The sequence below is a fragment of the Candidatus Micrarchaeum sp. genome, from assembly GCF_016806735.1.
In the GTDB taxonomy this organism is placed as follows: domain Archaea; phylum Micrarchaeota; class Micrarchaeia; order Micrarchaeales; family Micrarchaeaceae; genus Micrarchaeum_A; species Micrarchaeum_A acidiphilum_A.
Window position 1 is genome coordinate 59,543 of sequence record NZ_CP060530.1, and the last position, 14,645, is coordinate 74,187.

The 14,645-nt window shown below is 48.2% G+C and carries 19 protein-coding genes and 2 tRNA genes; 12 read left to right on the forward strand and 9 right to left on the reverse strand.

Features of this window, described 5'->3' with window-relative positions:
- Positions 1–2 precede the first annotated feature (2 nt).
- Positions 3–2,483 (forward strand): DNA gyrase subunit A, encoded by a 2,481-nt coding sequence (gyrA, locus tag Micr_RS00315; protein ID WP_203134683.1) that lies wholly within the window; start codon positions 3–5, stop codon positions 2,481–2,483.
- 27 nt (positions 2,484–2,510) lie between these two features.
- Here gyrA and radA read toward each other — a convergent pair whose 3' ends face one another.
- Positions 2,511–3,461, reverse strand: coding sequence for a DNA repair and recombination protein RadA (radA, locus tag Micr_RS00320; RefSeq protein ID WP_203134684.1), 951 nt, complete (start codon positions 3,459–3,461; stop codon positions 2,511–2,513).
- Positions 3,462–3,840: 379 nt separating this feature from the next.
- Between radA and Micr_RS00325 the strand changes: the two genes are divergently transcribed.
- Positions 3,841–4,533 carry a DUF92 domain-containing protein gene (locus Micr_RS00325; protein WP_203134685.1) on the forward strand — a complete coding sequence of 231 codons (693 nt, stop codon included), beginning with the start codon at positions 3,841–3,843 and terminating at the stop codon, positions 4,531–4,533.
- Here Micr_RS00325 and Micr_RS00330 read toward each other — a convergent pair.
- The 8 genes from Micr_RS00330 to Micr_RS00365 form a co-directional block, all read right to left on the reverse strand.
- Positions 4,493–4,954: an acyl-CoA thioesterase gene (locus tag Micr_RS00330; RefSeq protein WP_203134686.1), complete on the reverse strand. Its 462-nt coding sequence runs from the start codon at positions 4,952–4,954 to the stop codon at positions 4,493–4,495. The genes Micr_RS00325 and Micr_RS00330 overlap by 41 nt on opposite strands.
- Positions 4,955–4,976: 22 nt before the next feature.
- Positions 4,977–5,064 (reverse strand) — tRNA-Gly (locus Micr_RS00335).
- A 28-nt stretch (positions 5,065–5,092) separates the two neighbouring features.
- Positions 5,093–5,872, reverse strand: coding sequence for a proteasome assembly chaperone family protein (locus Micr_RS00340; protein WP_203134687.1), 780 nt, complete (start codon positions 5,870–5,872; stop codon positions 5,093–5,095).
- A 7-nt stretch (positions 5,873–5,879) separates the two neighbouring features.
- Positions 5,880–6,686 carry a S1 RNA-binding domain-containing protein gene (locus Micr_RS00345; RefSeq protein WP_203134688.1) on the reverse strand — a complete coding sequence of 269 codons (807 nt, stop codon included), beginning with the start codon at positions 6,684–6,686 and terminating at the stop codon, positions 5,880–5,882.
- A gap of 5 nt (positions 6,687–6,691) precedes the next feature.
- Positions 6,692–6,973, reverse strand: a complete 282-nt coding sequence (locus tag Micr_RS00350) for a 50S ribosomal protein L44e (RefSeq protein ID WP_203134689.1) — start codon at positions 6,971–6,973, stop codon at positions 6,692–6,694.
- Positions 6,974–6,996: 23 nt separating this feature from the next.
- Positions 6,997–7,506: a DNA replication complex GINS family protein gene (locus Micr_RS00355; protein WP_203134690.1), complete on the reverse strand. Its 510-nt coding sequence runs from the start codon at positions 7,504–7,506 to the stop codon at positions 6,997–6,999.
- Positions 7,507–7,662: 156 nt separating this feature from the next.
- Positions 7,663–7,737 (reverse strand) — tRNA-Met (locus Micr_RS00360).
- Positions 7,738–7,772: 35 nt separating this feature from the next.
- Positions 7,773–8,660, reverse strand: coding sequence for a hypothetical protein (locus Micr_RS00365; RefSeq protein ID WP_203134691.1), 888 nt, complete (start codon positions 8,658–8,660; stop codon positions 7,773–7,775).
- 394 nt (positions 8,661–9,054) lie between these two features.
- On the opposite strand from Micr_RS00365, the gene Micr_RS00370 reads away from it, so the two are divergent.
- From Micr_RS00370 to Micr_RS00415, 10 genes are all read left to right on the forward strand, one after another.
- Entirely contained in the window at positions 9,055–9,561 is a 507-nt protein-coding gene (locus tag Micr_RS00370) for a 50S ribosomal protein L15e (protein ID WP_203134692.1), read from the forward strand.
- On the forward strand, positions 9,558–9,821 hold the full coding sequence (locus Micr_RS00375) for a KEOPS complex subunit Pcc1 (protein ID WP_203134693.1): 264 nt from the start codon (positions 9,558–9,560) through the stop codon (positions 9,819–9,821). The genes Micr_RS00370 and Micr_RS00375 overlap by 4 nt, the downstream gene beginning before the upstream one ends.
- 86 nt (positions 9,822–9,907) lie before the next feature.
- A complete protein-coding gene (gene rplC / locus Micr_RS00380; RefSeq protein ID WP_203134694.1) occupies positions 9,908–10,864 on the forward strand; it encodes a 50S ribosomal protein L3 in 957 nt (318 codons plus the stop codon).
- 4 nt (positions 10,865–10,868) lie between these two features.
- Positions 10,869–11,660 carry a 50S ribosomal protein L4 gene (gene rplD / locus Micr_RS00385; protein WP_203134695.1) on the forward strand — a complete coding sequence of 264 codons (792 nt, stop codon included), beginning with the start codon at positions 10,869–10,871 and terminating at the stop codon, positions 11,658–11,660.
- Complete coding sequence (locus Micr_RS00390; RefSeq protein ID WP_203134696.1) at positions 11,647–11,898, forward strand: 50S ribosomal protein L23; 252 nt, start codon at positions 11,647–11,649, stop codon at positions 11,896–11,898. The genes rplD and Micr_RS00390 overlap by 14 nt, the downstream gene beginning before the upstream one ends.
- A gap of 3 nt (positions 11,899–11,901) precedes the next feature.
- The gene (locus Micr_RS00395; protein WP_203134697.1) at positions 11,902–12,615 is read left to right on the forward strand and encodes a 50S ribosomal protein L2; all 714 of its coding nucleotides are present in this window, start codon (positions 11,902–11,904) and stop codon (positions 12,613–12,615) included.
- A 74-nt stretch (positions 12,616–12,689) separates the two neighbouring features.
- Positions 12,690–12,920 (forward strand): hypothetical protein, encoded by a 231-nt coding sequence (locus tag Micr_RS00400; RefSeq protein WP_203134698.1) that lies wholly within the window; start codon positions 12,690–12,692, stop codon positions 12,918–12,920.
- Positions 12,921–12,951: 31 nt separating this feature from the next.
- Positions 12,952–13,344 (forward strand): ribosomal protein S19 family protein, encoded by a 393-nt coding sequence (locus tag Micr_RS00405; RefSeq protein WP_203134699.1) that lies wholly within the window; start codon positions 12,952–12,954, stop codon positions 13,342–13,344.
- Between the two features lie 9 nt (positions 13,345–13,353).
- A complete protein-coding gene (gene rplV, locus Micr_RS00410; protein WP_203134700.1) occupies positions 13,354–13,995 on the forward strand; it encodes a 50S ribosomal protein L22 in 642 nt (213 codons plus the stop codon).
- A 4-nt stretch (positions 13,996–13,999) separates the two neighbouring features.
- A complete protein-coding gene (locus Micr_RS00415) occupies positions 14,000–14,623 on the forward strand; it encodes a 30S ribosomal protein S3 (protein ID WP_203134701.1) in 624 nt (207 codons plus the stop codon).
- The last annotated feature ends 22 nt before the right edge of the window (positions 14,624–14,645 follow it).

Sequence of the window (14,645 nt, forward strand, 5' to 3'; positions counted from 1 at the left end):
TGATGGCAGAAAACAACAACGCTTACGACAGCAGAAATCTCGAGGTATCGATAGAGGGAGAAATGCAGAGCAGCTACATCGATTACGCGATGAGCGTCATAATAGGCAGGGCCCTACCGGATGCCAGGGACGGGCTTAAGCCTGCGCAGAGAAGGATACTTTACGCAATGTACATGCTCAAGAACACCCATGAGCAGGCAACCAAGAAGAGCGCCAGGATTGTCGGAGAGGTAATAGGAAAGTACCATCCGCACGGCGATGCTGCAGTATACGAGACGCTGGTCAGGATGGCGCAGGATTTCTCAATGAACCACATGCTGGTAGAAGGACAGGGAAACATGGGTTCCATCGACGGAGATCCTGCGGCCGCGCAGAGGTACACCGAAGTAAGGCTCAGAAGGCTTGCCGAGGAAATGCTCGAAGACCTTGACAAGAAAGCCGTGCCGTTCATACCAAATTTCGACAATACCGAGGAAGAGCCATCAGTGCTGCCTTCCAAGGTGCCGAATCTAATGATAAACGGCTCTTCTGGAATAGCGGTTGGCGTTGCGACAAACATACTGCCGCACAATCTGGGAGAGGTGTGCGACGCCATAATGGCTTACATAGCGAATCCCGAAATAGCGCCGATTGACCTTATGGGTTATATCAAAGGCCCGGATTTCCCGACAGGAGGCATAGCGTTTATGAGCCCGGAGCTCAAAAGGTCCTACCTTGCAGGAAGGGGAAGCGTTATACTCAGGGGCAAGGCAGAACTTGAAGAAGGGCACAGGCTAAGGCAGTTCGTCATAAGCGAGATACCCTACACGGTCAACAAGAGCACGCTCGTGGCCAAGATAGCCGAGCTTGGAAAGCAGAAGCTTATAGACGGCATGAGCACGGTGAGGGACGAGAGCGACAAGAAAGGCATGAGAGTAGTCATAGAGCTCAAGCAGGATGCCAATCCCGACGTAGTGCTAAACCAGCTTTACAAGCATACGCAGATGCAGATAACCCTGCCCGTAATGAACATAGCAGTTATGGGCAACAGGCTGCTTACGCTCAACATACGCGATTTCATAAAGGTGTTCGTGGAGCACAGGATGGAGGTCATACGCGCCAGGACCAGGTACGACCTTGGCGTCGCAACAGACAGGCGCCACATAGTGGAAGGACTGCTTATTGCGCTTAAGGACATTGACGGTGTCATATCCATAATAAAGGCGAGCTCCGACACGAGGGAGGCAAGGGAAACGTTGATGGGCAACTACAGCATAAGCGAGAAGCAGGCAAATGCTATACTCGACATGAAGCTCGCCAGGCTTACAAGGCTGGAGACTACCTCACTTGAGGCCGAAAAAAGCGAGCTGGACAAGAGCATAAGCTACTACAACAGCGTCCTCGAAAACGAATCCATGGTCTACGGAATAATAAAGGAGGAGACGCTAACGCTCAAGGACAAATACGCAATACCGCGCAGGACCGAAATAGTGGAGGACGAAGCGCTCAGCATAGAGAATGAGGACCTCATAAAGGACTATCCGTGCGTTGTCTTGATAACAAACAAGGGCTACATGAAAAGGCTTGACATGGACGCTTACAAGAGCCAGGCCAGGGGAGGCAAGGGAGTCATAACCATGGAGCTCAAGGATGAGGATTTTGTCAGGCAGAGCCTGCAGTGCATGTCCAAGGACTTCCTGCTTGCCATAACCAACAAGGGCAGGGCATACTGGCTAAAGGCCTATGCGGTGCCCGAGGGCGGCAGATACGGCTCAGGAAAGGCAGCGGCGAACATGTTCGCCCTTGGAACCGAAGAAAGGATAGAAAAGATAGTCAACACAAGGGAGTTCGAAGGCAAGTACATAAACTTCGTCACCAGCTCCGGGATAATAAAAAGGAGCATGGCTTCCCTATATTCAAGGCCGCGCTCAACAGGAATCATAGCGCTAAACATAAACGAAGGGGATTCCATAGCCGAGGTCTGCGTTTCCGATGGCGCTTCGGACATCTTCGTGGCAACCTCCAGCGGCAAGGCAATAAGGTTCAAGGAGACCGACGCCAGGCCTGTAGGCAGGAATGCTACAGGAGTCAGGGCCATAAGGCTCAGAAAGGGCGACAAGGTGGTAAACGCAGTAGCGGTGAAGGACGATTCCCTTGTTGCGAGCGTAACCGCAAAGGGCTACGGCAAGATAACTGAGATTGGAAAGTACAGGCTTCAGCACAGGGGAGGCAAGGGAATAATAAACCTGAAGGTAAACGAAAAGACCGGCAACGTAGTAAAGGCGCTCTCCTGCGGCATTGATGACAGCATAATACTGGTAAATTCGGCAGGGCTCTCTATACAGTTCAACGCTTCGGAGGTCAGGCAGAGCGGCAGGAGCGCCAGCGGTGTCAGGCTGATGAGGCTGGAAGAGAATACAATAGTAGTGGACGCCCAGGCAATAAAGAGGCAGGATGAAGAAGATGCCGCAGAATCAGGCACCCCCGAGCAAAGCCCAGGCTAAATGTTCAAGATACAAAGAGATATTCCCTCAGTCCTTTATGCCTTCTGGAGTTACCTTTATTACGCATTCGCCGTCAGGCATGCTCGGGCTGTCAACGAGCCTGACTATGCGCTTGTCTTCCTTGCTTTTCCTTAGGTACAGCCTGGTTGTGGCTGCGTGGGCGAGTATGTTTCCCCCAATGGGCGTGGTCGGGTCACCGAAAAGGATTCCGGGATTGTCCATTACCTGATTCGTTATGTAAACGGCCAATGAATATTTGTCAGCGAGTGCCTGGAGCTTGTGTATGTGCACGTTGAGCTTCTGCTGCCTTTCGCCAAGAGCGCCCCTGCCTATGAACTCTGATCTGAAAAGAGACATGAGAGAGTCTACCACTATGAGCTTTATGTTTTTCTCTGGTATTATGCTATCGGCTCTTTCTACAGTAAGTATCTGCTTCTCTGTTGTGGTAGCTCTTACGACTATTATGTTTTGCAGCACCTGCTGCTCATCCATCTTCTGCGCCTTTGCCATTTCGGCTATGCGCTCGGGCCTGAACGTGCCCTCTGTGTCAATGAAAAGCACCGCGCCTTCGAGGCCCCCCTTGTCCCTTGGGAGCTGTACGTTGACAGAAAGCTGAAAGCCGAGCTGGCTCTTGCCGCTGGCGAATTTCCCATATACCTCGGTTATGGCGTTGGTTTCGACACCGCCGCCTATGAGCTCGTTGAGATCCTTTGAGCCTGTGGTAATCTTGCCGAGCACGTTGCGCCTTTCGAGTATCTGGCCCCCGGTTTCGTAATCTATGGTTGTGGCTTCCTGCGCCGCCTGAATGGCTTCCTTGGCCTTTTCGGCGTTTATGCCTGCAAGCTCTGCCAGCTCGTGCGGGGCCGAAACTGCAACCTTTTCAAGGGTGTCTATGCCCGCTGCCCTAAGCTTCTCTGCAGTAGTAGGGCCTATTCCGGGCAGGTCCTCGAGCTCCTTGACGGTTTTTTCCTTTGCCATACAATAAGCACCAGCTTAGCATATGTATTTGTTGCGTTATCCATTTATACTATTCGCTAGGCCCAAAAAACACCGTAAATTAAATAGAAATAGTGCCAGCGTGACATGCACGCTGGCAAGGCGACCAGTTCTTCACGACCTTCCTACAGTAGAGAACCCGTAATATAATATAAAAAGATAAGTTTAAAAAACTTTTGAAATAGCGGAATATTTATAATTTAAACTATTCGTTTTGACACCAGCAAGGCCTGGTTCTGCCCTCTGTGGCACGCGGAAGAGTGGAGCTTTTATATCTTTTTGGCTCAAAGTATATCCTTGTATTTGGAAAGCTGCGGCGCATGTGACCCTAGTTTTGCGCCGCGGAGCTAACGGAATCTTAATGACAACTTTTCTGACCTTGAATGTCAAGGCGACCGTAGTGGCCCTCGCGATGGGGCTAGCTATGCTGCTGCTCGCTTGGCCGAGCTACGGCATCTTCTTCTTCCTTGTCATGCTGTGGTTCCTGGCAGTATCTGCAATAGTCACGTTCGCAGGAACTACGTACAAGAAGAAGAAGGGGCTCTACGAAAAGCAAAGGGGTGTAAAAAACGTCATTGCGAATGGCCTTCTGCCGCTCATTTTTGTTGCTGTTTTCGCATTAGGGAGAACTTACCATTATGGTCTGCTGGACCTGTTTGCGCTGGCAGGATTTATAAGTGCAGTTAGTGCAGTGACAGCAGACAAGTTCAGCAGCGAGCTTGGCGTTTTGGACGGGGAGCCGAGAATGATATTCAATTTCAAGAAGGTGAAAAAGGGCACATCCGGAGGCGTTACCGTTTTCGGCCTCGCGATGGGGCTTTTCGGGAGCATTATTGCGAGCGTGACGGTTTTCGCTGCGCCGCAGCTCGGGGTTTTTATTCCGAAGTACACGATTTTCCTTATAGTCTTGATCGCAGGGTTCCTTGGCACAGTATTCGATTCTATGCTGGGCTATTTCGAGGATAGAGGAACAGGAAACAAATTCACTTCGAACTTTTTCGCTGCGGTTGGAGCTAGCGCCGTTTGCCTTGCTGCGCTCGCCTTTTTAGTTTGATCTGCGGGTTTTTTGATTCGGAAAGAAGCTTTATCTTCTTCTGTATCGATTGTGGCATTGGTGTGGATTTCCAGTACTGTTTGTTTATTGACACCTGCGTTATGTGGCCTGCACAGATTGCCGTGCCTCTCACGAATATCTCAAAGTCGAAGCGCAGGACTTTCTCTGAAAGAAGTTTTGGCTTGAGTATTACGGAAAGCTCGTCTCCGAGCTTTGCGGATTTGTAGTATTTGGCTTCGGATTCCACCACTACGAACCATGTCTTTTCGTCAAGAAGGGGATAGCTTATGCCAAGGGTGTCGTGCATGAAGCCCTCTGCGGCATCGGTAAAGAATCTGTAGTATCCTGCATAATGGACTATTCCCTGTGCGTCCGTATCGTAGATCCTGACCCTGTCAGTGAAGACTATTTCCTGTGACATGCATCCACCTTTTAGTATGATTTGCGCCAACCGGGATTTGAACCCGGGCATTCAGCTTTTTCCAGTTTTGTATGGGAAGCTGATATCCTACCAGGCTAGATTACTGGCGCATGGGAAATGCCCCATAATCTTGCGTGCTCATCTTATGTAAGAGGGCTTCGGATTGTTCTCTCCCCCTATCGGCGGGGGCAGCTGCGCAGTGCCTGAGAGCTGCTTTTCGAGCTCTTTGAGTGCTTTTGCAGTTTCCTTTATCATTGAATCCATGTGCGTGGTGTCTATCTTCATGCCCAGCTTCTTGGTAAGCAGCTCCAGCACTGCCTTGGCTGCAGCCGGATCCATGTCGAAGAAAGTCGATTCCCCCATAAGGCATACGCCTTCGAGGCCCTCCATCTTTGCAAAAGCGAGCATTAGCCCAGCCGCACCTATTATGACAGTGTGCGCCTTGCCGAAAAGGACGTTTTCCTTCTCAAATTCCTTTATCGTCTTTTTCGATGTGGCGTTGCCAAAAACTTTTGGCGAAGACACTACGTTGCCGCTGACATTATAGCCGCCTATGGTGTATATGAAGCTGCCGCCCAGCTTCTCCTTGAAAAATCTTACGAGCTTGTGGCTCACTTCGTACTGGCCCTCCGGGCTTATGGCTTGAGCATCGCCAGTAAGAACTACGACGTCCTGCTTGCCCTTGCGCCTTATGAGGTAGAACCTGTTGCTCACTATCCTTATGCCCCCGCTCTTTGTCATGAAGACTTCGTGCGGAAAATGGGGCGAATAGACGGTGGCTATGCGCTCGGCTTTGAACTCCCTTATTAGGTGCTCTGCTACTAGCTTGCCGACGTTGCCTATTCCGGGCAGGCCAACTATGAGCACTGGGTTCTTGAGCTTGAGATTCTTCTTGTATTTTATAACTGTTTTTTCCATACAATCATCAATCGCTGTCGAATATTCCTTCCTTGTCCTTCTTCAGTTTCTCCTTTTCGACTTTGAGCTCAACGTTCTTGAGCTTTGCGCTTATGGTGCTTACCGCAGACTTTACCTTTTCTTCGGAATCCTTGTAGTCAGCCCCCTCGGCTACCATGTGGTATTTCGGAGAACTTATGTAGGATATCTCCACGTCGGCCTTCTCTGCTTCTTTGAGGGCCTCGTTTATCATCGTGACACCATTTTCCGTATCCTCAACGACCATTTCCAGGATGTACGCAACCCTGTGCTTCTTCTTGGCGTTTTGCTCGTCTATGAATTCCCTGAGCCTGTCCTTGAGCTTCTTAGGCATCTTGGATTCCTTGAAGCGCTTGGTGCCCTCCGAAAGGTCAAAATATAGCTGCGCGTAACTCCCGAATTCAGACACTATATCGTTGTCTATTTTTTCTTTGTTTTTCTCTTCGCCGGTCTCCTTTATCATTTTCCCGACAAGTATGGAGAAGCGCTTTTCGAGGTTGTAGGCACCCAGCTTGTCCTTGGCCTCTTTGGGCATTACCTTTTTGATTGAAGCGTCTATCGTGCCCTTCTGGTTGTCTATGTAGGTTATCTTGCACACCAGCTTTTGGCCGTTGTGCAGAAACTCGTGTATGTTCTTGATCCATCCGGAAGATACTTCCCTTATCGGTATAAATACTTCTATACCGTTGTATTCGAGCAGCTTGCAGTATGCGCCGAATTGCATTATCTTAGATACCTGGGCTATGACCAGTTCTCCGGGCCTCGGTGAATTCCTCTGTTGCTTTTGTTCTGTCATTCAAATCATATGGCGAATTCCAGCTTCTTCTTGGTCCTCGAACCAAGAACGCGCTCTACCTCGTATTTGCACACCTTGCACTGGAGGAGCACTTTCTGCCTCTTCGCCACCTTGACAACCGTTGCCTGTCCTTTTACCTTTCCGGTTATTCCTTTCAGCTTTCTGGCCCTGCGCCTTTTTCCGACGTTAAGCCCGCTTTCCTGCTTTTTGGAATATATCACTACTTTGTGCTCAGTGTGTTTACCGCATTTCGGGCAGTAAACGTTGAGTTCTCTAGCTATCTTCATAACATCACTTTATAAGCTCGCGTTTATAATTTCTCGTAAACACATAAAGAATTATCTATAAGGAACTTGCTGTCGTTTTTGTCCTGTACCTCTATAAGCTGGCCTTTTTCTAGCGGCCCGATTTTAGATCCTGAAGGCAAGAACACTTCCGGGAGCTTTTCTATTATTACCCTGAGCTTGTCCTGCTGTGTTTTTGTTTCTTTGGAGCCGGTTAGTTTGGTGTTGACGTAAAGCTCCATCATCTTATTGTAAAGGTCTGTCTCTATGTCCGTTATTGGGTTTGGCAGCGGTTTTTTGTACGCAACATACAACGCTACCTTCTGTTTCCTTTTTTCGAATATTTCCGAAACAAGCCTTTCTATGTTTCCTGTCTGTATTTCGGCCTCTTCGTTCTTTCCAAGATCGGTTTTTGTTCCTTCTACGAATTCTCTTACATCAGAATAAAAATTCTTAGGCAACAGCTGCAACGCGTTGCTTGACCTTTCTTTTTGCAATACTTCCCATAAAAAATTGTAAGTTATGCCTTCTGCCATATTGACCCCACACTTCCAGTATTCCACTACGTATTTTCGAAAAACATTTTTAATCCTGAAACTTTCAAGGCGTTGTAATTGTATGTTGTTTTGATTAACTTATATATATAAATAAAACGGCACGATTAGCGGAAGTGCGGGGTGGGAGAGCCTAGATAGCGAGGGGTGGATTTGAACCACCGATCTCCGGGTTATGAGCCCGGCGGGCACTCCAGACTACCCTACCTCGCTGCAGTGATTGTTTTCGTCGCGAAACTTAAAATAGGTTAGTGTTGGTCAGAAGAAGCCAGCTTCTCCTGTTCCTGCACGGCTCCGGAAAGCAACTCAGAGGCTTTGCTTCTATCTATTCTAGAAAGCTGTTTGCTGCATATGTTGCATTTGAATCCTGATTCGTAGGCTGCGTCAAACGTAAATATGAACTTGTTGTCGTCGTAGCATGACTTGCATATGAAATAGTCGTTGCAGTCGTCTTTTAGCGTTGCTTTTTCCGAAGTTGTGTTTTTTACGTAATCGAAGAATTGCGGCACCTTATTGGTATTTATATACCACGCGAACGAAAGCCATCCTTCGTTGTTCTTCGAAACATTGTAGTTTGTTATTCCGTAGCCCTGCATTATGTTGAGTATGCGCCTTACGGCATTTATTTTCAAGTCAAGCGCAGCCGCTATCTCCTCGTCGGTTCTCGGGGTTGTAAGGAGGTCAATTACTTCTGAAGCATGCCTGCTGACATTTTTGTTGAGATAGTCTGATATTCTAGTGTCTTCGACAAGAGCCTCTATGTATTTCATCGCGTTTGCGGTGTACGTCGCTTCGTCAAGCTCCTTCTGCTTCTTGGCCTTTTCGATAGACTGTGCTTTCCTGTCGCTTATTGCCTTTACTTCGGTCGGTGCGCTCTTTACAACGTGCTGGGTTTGTTTTGATTTTGGCTTTTCCTGCTGTTTTGCCTTAATATTTTTTTTGCCGGATTTCACAGCCATGCTCCTTTTCGTCTCGGCAGTATTTTTCTTTATTGGTTTAGCGTTTGTTTTATGCTTTGCTGCAAATCTGGCCTTAGTCGGATTTTTCTTTGCCTTTGAAATTGCCTTATGCTTCTGCGCAGGTCTTGTCCCTGCCTTGCCTTTAATATGGGTCGCTTTTTTGTTAGTTTTTTGCATAATTAGCACCGCAACGGGTTTAGCGTTCAAGCGTTTAGTTATTATGGCTTTTATATTATTTAAATCTATCCCAAAAATCCCTTGAAAATGCGTTTAAATGCGCAGAAAACGAGTAAGGATCAAGGGAAGAATTTTTATTGACGTTTTGCCTCTGATTGCTGGTTTATTAGTAATAAATAAAGTCCACATCTGCGCTTCAGCATATCTGGTACCCTCCACCAAAAGGGCAAATTCCTGTCTAAAAAAGCAGGAATCAAACACAAAAACACAATAATGTTGTAATCGGCCCACATGGCGCTCAGATACCTACATAGTATTTAATAATTTTCTATAGTAAATAATCAGGCGAACATTCATCTACGACGCGTCCTTACGTGCCGTAATCGTGATTTTCATGGGAGCGAGTAAATACATAAAGGAGACAATCATAAAAGAGTACAAAGAGAGAAGCCCCGAATACAAGAACAGGCTGGCCGAATGGTCCAAGCAGGACAATATAACCAAAGTGGAAAGGCCTTCGAACCTGTCAAGGGCAAGGGAGCTCGGCTACAAGGCCAAGCAGGGCATAGTAGTAGTGCGCGCTGCGGTAAGAAAAGGAAACAGAAAGAGGCAAACGGTTGGGGGCGGCAGAAAGCCTTCAAAGAGCGCAAGGTTTATATCAAGGCACAAGAACATGCAGATGATAGCAGAAGAACGAGCATCAAAGAAGTTCTCAAACTACGAAGTGCTCAATTCATATTTTGTGGGTGAAACCGGAACCACAAGATTCTATGAGGTCATACTTGTGTCCAAGCAGGACAACGGCATAAAGAGAGATGCCGTATATGCCCCTGTAGCTGCCCAGAGCGGCAGGGCCAACAGGGCACTTACATCTTCAGGAAAGAAGTCAAGAGGCTTATGATGGATTACAAAATAACCATCAGCATACCAAAACTTCACGACATAAAATATGCACAAAAATTGCGACAGCAGTATCATACATCAAGAAGCGATCTATCTGTAAGCGAGTCCGCAAAAAGGATAAGCGTAAAGGTAGAAGCTGAGGACATAGTAGCGCTCACCGCTGCATGCAACTCGGTGCTCAAGGAAATCAGGCTTGTCGACGACATCGCTTCAATAAGCGAGAATTCCGCAAAAAAGCAGAAAAGTAAAAATATATAAATATACACAATAAATATGAAAGCGCTTTAATCTTTGCGGCAATTCCTACGTCAAGTACTGAATTTTAACGTTTACAAAGTGTTTAAATGGCAGGCTCATTGCAGTATTGGCCCAGAAGGCGCGCGGGCAAGCGTCTACCGCGCATCAGGAGCGCAGGCTCTATAAAAGAGGTATCGCTTTCGAATTTGCTTACGTACAAGGTAGGGATGACTACTCTGTCGATTATAGACGACAGCAATTCGCCGGCGAAGGGACAGGAGGTCTCCAAGGCGTGCACGATCCTGGAGCTGCCGGCGATGGAGGTTTACGGCATAAGGCTATACTCAATTGATGAGGCCACGCGCTACAAGAAAGCGCATGTAGACATACTCAGCAAGGCCTCTTCGCAAAAGCTCGGCATCAAAAGCGTCAAAAACGACGAATCCAAGATTCCATCTGGAGAAAAGCTTGAAGGAATAACAGATGTCGCATTGCTTGTGGCTGCCGATCCGAAAACCACCGGAACAAATACAAACCACCGTGAGAGGTTTGAAGCGAAGATAACGGGCAAGGACATAAAGGAAAAGCTTGCATTTGCCACTTCCAAGCTCGGCAAGGAGCTCAGGGGCAATGAAATATTCAAAAACGGAGAATTTGTCGATGTAGTCAGCATATCCAAGGGCAAGGGATGGCAGGGCCCGATAAAGCGTTTCGGCGTATCGAGGATGTTCCACAAGGCGACGGGCAAAATAAGGCACGTTGGAACTTTGGGCGCATTCACTCCGGGAAAGGTAATGTATACCGTGCCCATGGCAGGACAGATGGGCTTCAATTACAGGACGGAGCACAACAAGCGCATACTAAAGCTTGGTACAAAGGAAGAAGCTTCCACAATAAACCCGAAATCAGGGTTCAAGAACTACGGCCTGGTCAAGAATGATTATGTCATAATAGAGGGCTCGGTCCCGGGACCGGCGAAGCGCATAGTAAGAATAAAGAAATCAGTGGAAAACAGGAATGCCAGGGGCATAAACGAAGCCAAAGTGAATTTCATAAAGGGATGATATTTTGCAGGAAATAGAAGTATTCAACATAGAAGGCAAGCCAGTATCGAAAATGCAGGCTCCAAAAGCGTTCGAGGCCGAGCCAAGAAAATGGCTGGTCGACAGGGCTGTTGCTGCTGAGACGTCGCTGAAGCTGCAGCCGCAGGGCCACTACGTCCTGGCAGGAATGCAGACTACCGCTGCTTATTTTGGAGCCATGGGTTCCTACAGGGCAGGAAGGCACGTTGGAAGGGCCATAAGACCGAGGGAAAAGCTCGGCGGAGGCTCGCTCGGAAGGGTAAGGCGCATACCTTCTTCGGTGTCGGGAAAGAGGGCGCACCCGCACATGGTAGAGAAAACGTTGGTCGAGAGGCTCAACAACAGGGAATACGTCAACGCCCTTAAAAGCGCTATAGCAATGGCCGTAAAATCCAATGCAGGAAAGCCCACCGTTTTCGACGGGATAGCAAAGATATCCAAAACCAAGGATTTCGTAAAGTTTCTTGAGACAAACAAGCTTTATTCTGTAATAGAATTCGCACGCGTCAAGACAATAAGGAGCGTAAGGAAGACGAGGAGCAAGCAGCAGCACAAAATGCTGGTTGTAACCTCTGACGAAGAAGGCTCTTTCAAGGCCTCCCGCAACGTCAAAGGTGTAACTACCTGCACGCTTTCGGAGCTTCAGGTTAGCAGTGTGGCTCCAGGGGGCAACCCGGTCAAGACTGTGCTGTGGAGCGCCTCGGCTCTAAAAAACCTAGACGCAGCTGTCGAAAAAGCTGTATTGATAAAGAAAGGTGCAAAGAATGTCAGTGCTTAAATATCCACTTGCTACTGAAAAGGCCGTAGGCCTAATAACCAAAGGAAATACAATAGTCTACGTGGTGGACTCGAGGGCCACAAAGGCCCAAATAAAGCAGGAATTTCAAGGCGTTTTCAACGCAAAGGTAAGCGACGTGCGCACCGTCAACATGCCCAACAACGTGAAGAGGGCATACATAAAGCTTTCGAAGGAAAGCAACGCGGGCGACATCGCAATGAAGCTTAAGCTGGTGTGATATATGGGAAAGAAACTCAGACAGCAGAGAAGGGGCAAGGGTTCCAACGTATACACCAAGCTGCCCAATACATTTGACATAAGCGTAGCCTATGAAAAGGCCCCTGACGTAAGCATGAGTGCAGAGGTAATAGACATATTCAACCATACTGGCCACAGCGCACCGCTTATGTGCGTTGTGTACGAGGACTTCAACAGAGGTTTCTACGTGGCACCAGAAGGCATAAAGATAGGAGACAAGATCTATATGGGCCCCGACGCCAAGCCCGTTCTCGGAAGCATAGTCAGGCTCGGTGACGTCCCAGAGGGAGTTCCCGTATACAACCTAGAGGTGCTTAAGGGCGATGGGGGCAAGCTTGTCAGAGCAGCCGGCTCGTTCGCCGTTATAATCGCGAAGTCCGAGCATAATGTTACACTCCAGCTGCCTTCAAAGCAGACAGTAACTCTGGACAGCGGCTGCAGGGCCCAGTTGGGCATGATAGCAGGCGCGGGAGTAAAGGATCAGCCAATAGTAAAGGCAGGCAAGAGCCATTACATGTATCACACTTTAAACAGGACGTGGCCGAGGAACCGTGGAGTAAAGATGAACCCGGTGGACCACCCGTTCGGAGGCAAGCAGCACCACAAGGGAAAGAGCAGCATGACATCAAGGAACGCACCTCCAGGAAGGAAGGTAGGCCACATAGCGGCGCGCCGCGTAGGCAGGAAAAAGAGGTAAACCCCTAAAAGCAAAACAAAAGATGTGGTTTAAAAGCTTTGCTTACAAATAAAAATACACTAAATGGTGTTGACATGGCAGAAAAAATTTCGAGAGAAGCAATAAAGAGAGAGGAGGGATACCTGTATTATCTCGGAAAGGACGGCTACGTATGGCAGAATCCGACTAGGTCGAACAAGTCCGGAAGGAAGGCCAAGGTAGGCAACGAAAAAATAGAAAGAGAGAAGGGCTTCCTTTACTTCGTGGACAGCAACGGCTATGTGTCAAGGGTAAAGCAGGCACGCGGAAGGAAGGCTGCAAAATAATAACATAGAAAAATAGATGAAGGTTTTTTAAATGGTCGAAAGGATAGCATTCAAGGGCATGCTCCCTGCGGAAGCAGCTGGCATAGATGCCGCACAGTACTCGAAGCTGATAAAGTCAAGGCAGAGGCGCTGGCTCAAGAGGAACTCGCTTCAGCTGAGAGAGCTAAACGAGAAGATAGAGCATGCCAAGGCTTCGGGATCCACAAGCCCTATAAAGACTAGGACAAGGGAAGCCCTAATAATGCCGTCCTGGGTCGGCCTTTCTTTTGATATTTATAACGGCAAGGAATACCAACACGTTGAGATTCAGCCAGCAATGCTTGGACACAGGCTCGGTGAATTCGTCTACTCGACAAGGCGCGTGCAGCACTCGGCACCTGGAATAAAGGCAACGCGCGGAAGCAAGTTCCTGTCGCAGAAATAAGTGATTTTTTTGAACTATTCTTTCAACATGGAAAAGGGAAAGGTAATCTTCGCCGGCGCAAAGGACATAAACGCCAGCTTCAAGGACCTGGGAGCCATATGCGACTACGTGAGGTACAAGAACGCTGCGCAGGCTGCCGAGGCGCTTGAGAAGGTAATCAAGGCCTCTGCACCAGTGCCATACAGGAACCACAACAAGGGCATGGGCTCGAGGCATGAGCTCGGAGGCCGCAAGGGCAGATATCCTGTAAAATGCGCTGCAGTGGTGAAGAAGGTTCTGGAAATGGCAATAAGCAACGCCAAGAGCAAGGGCATAGAAACAGACAACCTTTTCGTAGTGCATGCGTCTGCAAACAAAACGCAGATATACAGGAGGACCCCATCAAAGGGAATGCTTTACCACAGTGACAGCTACGGCTTTGCTGCGATGAGGCATTCTGATGTCGAATTTGCAAAGGTAGAAATAGGGATAGCAGCTCCGGAGGACGTAAAACTGGGAGAAAAGGCAACGAAGATGCTGAACCTCAACAGCGCTTTGTCAAAGAAAGCTTCCAAGAAGCAAGCGCCAAAGACTGCGCCAAAGTCAAAGCCGGCGGCAAAGGAAAAACAGCAGCCCCAGCAGAAAGCCGAAGTAGCAGCACAAAAGGTATGATTTGATGGCAATAGAAATGAAGTTTATAGACGACGCAATAATAAAGATGAATATCTCAAAGTTTCTGAGCAAGGAGCTGACAAAGGCAGGCTTCTCAAGGGTGGAGATACAGAAGACGCCAGTGCTTACAAGGATAACCGTTTACGTCCTGAACCCGGGAAGGGTCATAGGAAGGATGGGAAAGAGCATAAACGAGCTTACAGAATCGATACACAAGAACTTCAACGTCAACAACCCGCAGATAAGCGTGATAGAGGTGCAGAACAAGATGCTTGAGCCCCTGCTTGTCGCAAAGGACATAACGTTCAAGCTTGAAAGGTCGATAAACCCAAGGAAGATAATGCAGTTCACGCTGAAGAGCATAATGGAGAATGGAGCTCTTGGTGCTGAAATAATAATAAGGGGCAAGCTGGCTGCAAAGGGCGCAAGGGCAAAAACCGTAAGAAAGAGCGTCGGATACATACCGAAGGCCGGCGACGTCACAAATCTTGTGCTTGTGGGCGATGCAACCGCATACCCTAAATACGGCGCCATAGGTGTAAGAGTAAGGATAGTGCCGCCAGGAACAGTATTTCCAGACAGGCAGGTTGGGAAGATAGAAATACCAAAATCCATACTCAACAGCTGAATTGTGAAGTTACGGTAGCTTA

Coding starts and splice junctions, on each gene's coding strand:
- gyrA (WP_203134683.1), top strand. CDS start 3: ATGGCAGAAAACAACAACGCTTACGACAGCAGAAATCTCGAGGTATCG.
- radA (WP_203134684.1), bottom strand. CDS start 3,461: ATGGCAAAGGAAAAAACCGTCAAGGAGCTCGAGGACCTGCCCGGAATA.
- Micr_RS00325 (WP_203134685.1), top strand. CDS start 3,841: ATGACAACTTTTCTGACCTTGAATGTCAAGGCGACCGTAGTGGCCCTC.
- Micr_RS00330 (WP_203134686.1), bottom strand. CDS start 4,954: ATGTCACAGGAAATAGTCTTCACTGACAGGGTCAGGATCTACGATACG.
- Micr_RS00340 (WP_203134687.1), bottom strand. CDS start 5,872: ATGGAAAAAACAGTTATAAAATACAAGAAGAATCTCAAGCTCAAGAAC.
- Micr_RS00345 (WP_203134688.1), bottom strand. CDS start 6,686: ATGACAGAACAAAAGCAACAGAGGAATTCACCGAGGCCCGGAGAACTG.
- Micr_RS00350 (WP_203134689.1), bottom strand. CDS start 6,973: ATGAAGATAGCTAGAGAACTCAACGTTTACTGCCCGAAATGCGGTAAA.
- Micr_RS00355 (WP_203134690.1), bottom strand. CDS start 7,506: ATGGCAGAAGGCATAACTTACAATTTTTTATGGGAAGTATTGCAAAAA.
- Micr_RS00365 (WP_203134691.1), bottom strand. CDS start 8,660: ATGCAAAAAACTAACAAAAAAGCGACCCATATTAAAGGCAAGGCAGGG.
- Micr_RS00370 (WP_203134692.1), top strand. CDS start 9,055: ATGGGAGCGAGTAAATACATAAAGGAGACAATCATAAAAGAGTACAAA.
- Micr_RS00375 (WP_203134693.1), top strand. CDS start 9,558: ATGATGGATTACAAAATAACCATCAGCATACCAAAACTTCACGACATA.
- rplC (WP_203134694.1), top strand. CDS start 9,908: ATGGCAGGCTCATTGCAGTATTGGCCCAGAAGGCGCGCGGGCAAGCGT.
- Micr_RS00390 (WP_203134696.1), top strand. CDS start 11,647: ATGTCAGTGCTTAAATATCCACTTGCTACTGAAAAGGCCGTAGGCCTA.
- Micr_RS00395 (WP_203134697.1), top strand. CDS start 11,902: ATGGGAAAGAAACTCAGACAGCAGAGAAGGGGCAAGGGTTCCAACGTA.
- Micr_RS00400 (WP_203134698.1), top strand. CDS start 12,690: ATGGCAGAAAAAATTTCGAGAGAAGCAATAAAGAGAGAGGAGGGATAC.
- Micr_RS00405 (WP_203134699.1), top strand. CDS start 12,952: ATGGTCGAAAGGATAGCATTCAAGGGCATGCTCCCTGCGGAAGCAGCT.
- Micr_RS00415 (WP_203134701.1), top strand. CDS start 14,000: ATGGCAATAGAAATGAAGTTTATAGACGACGCAATAATAAAGATGAAT.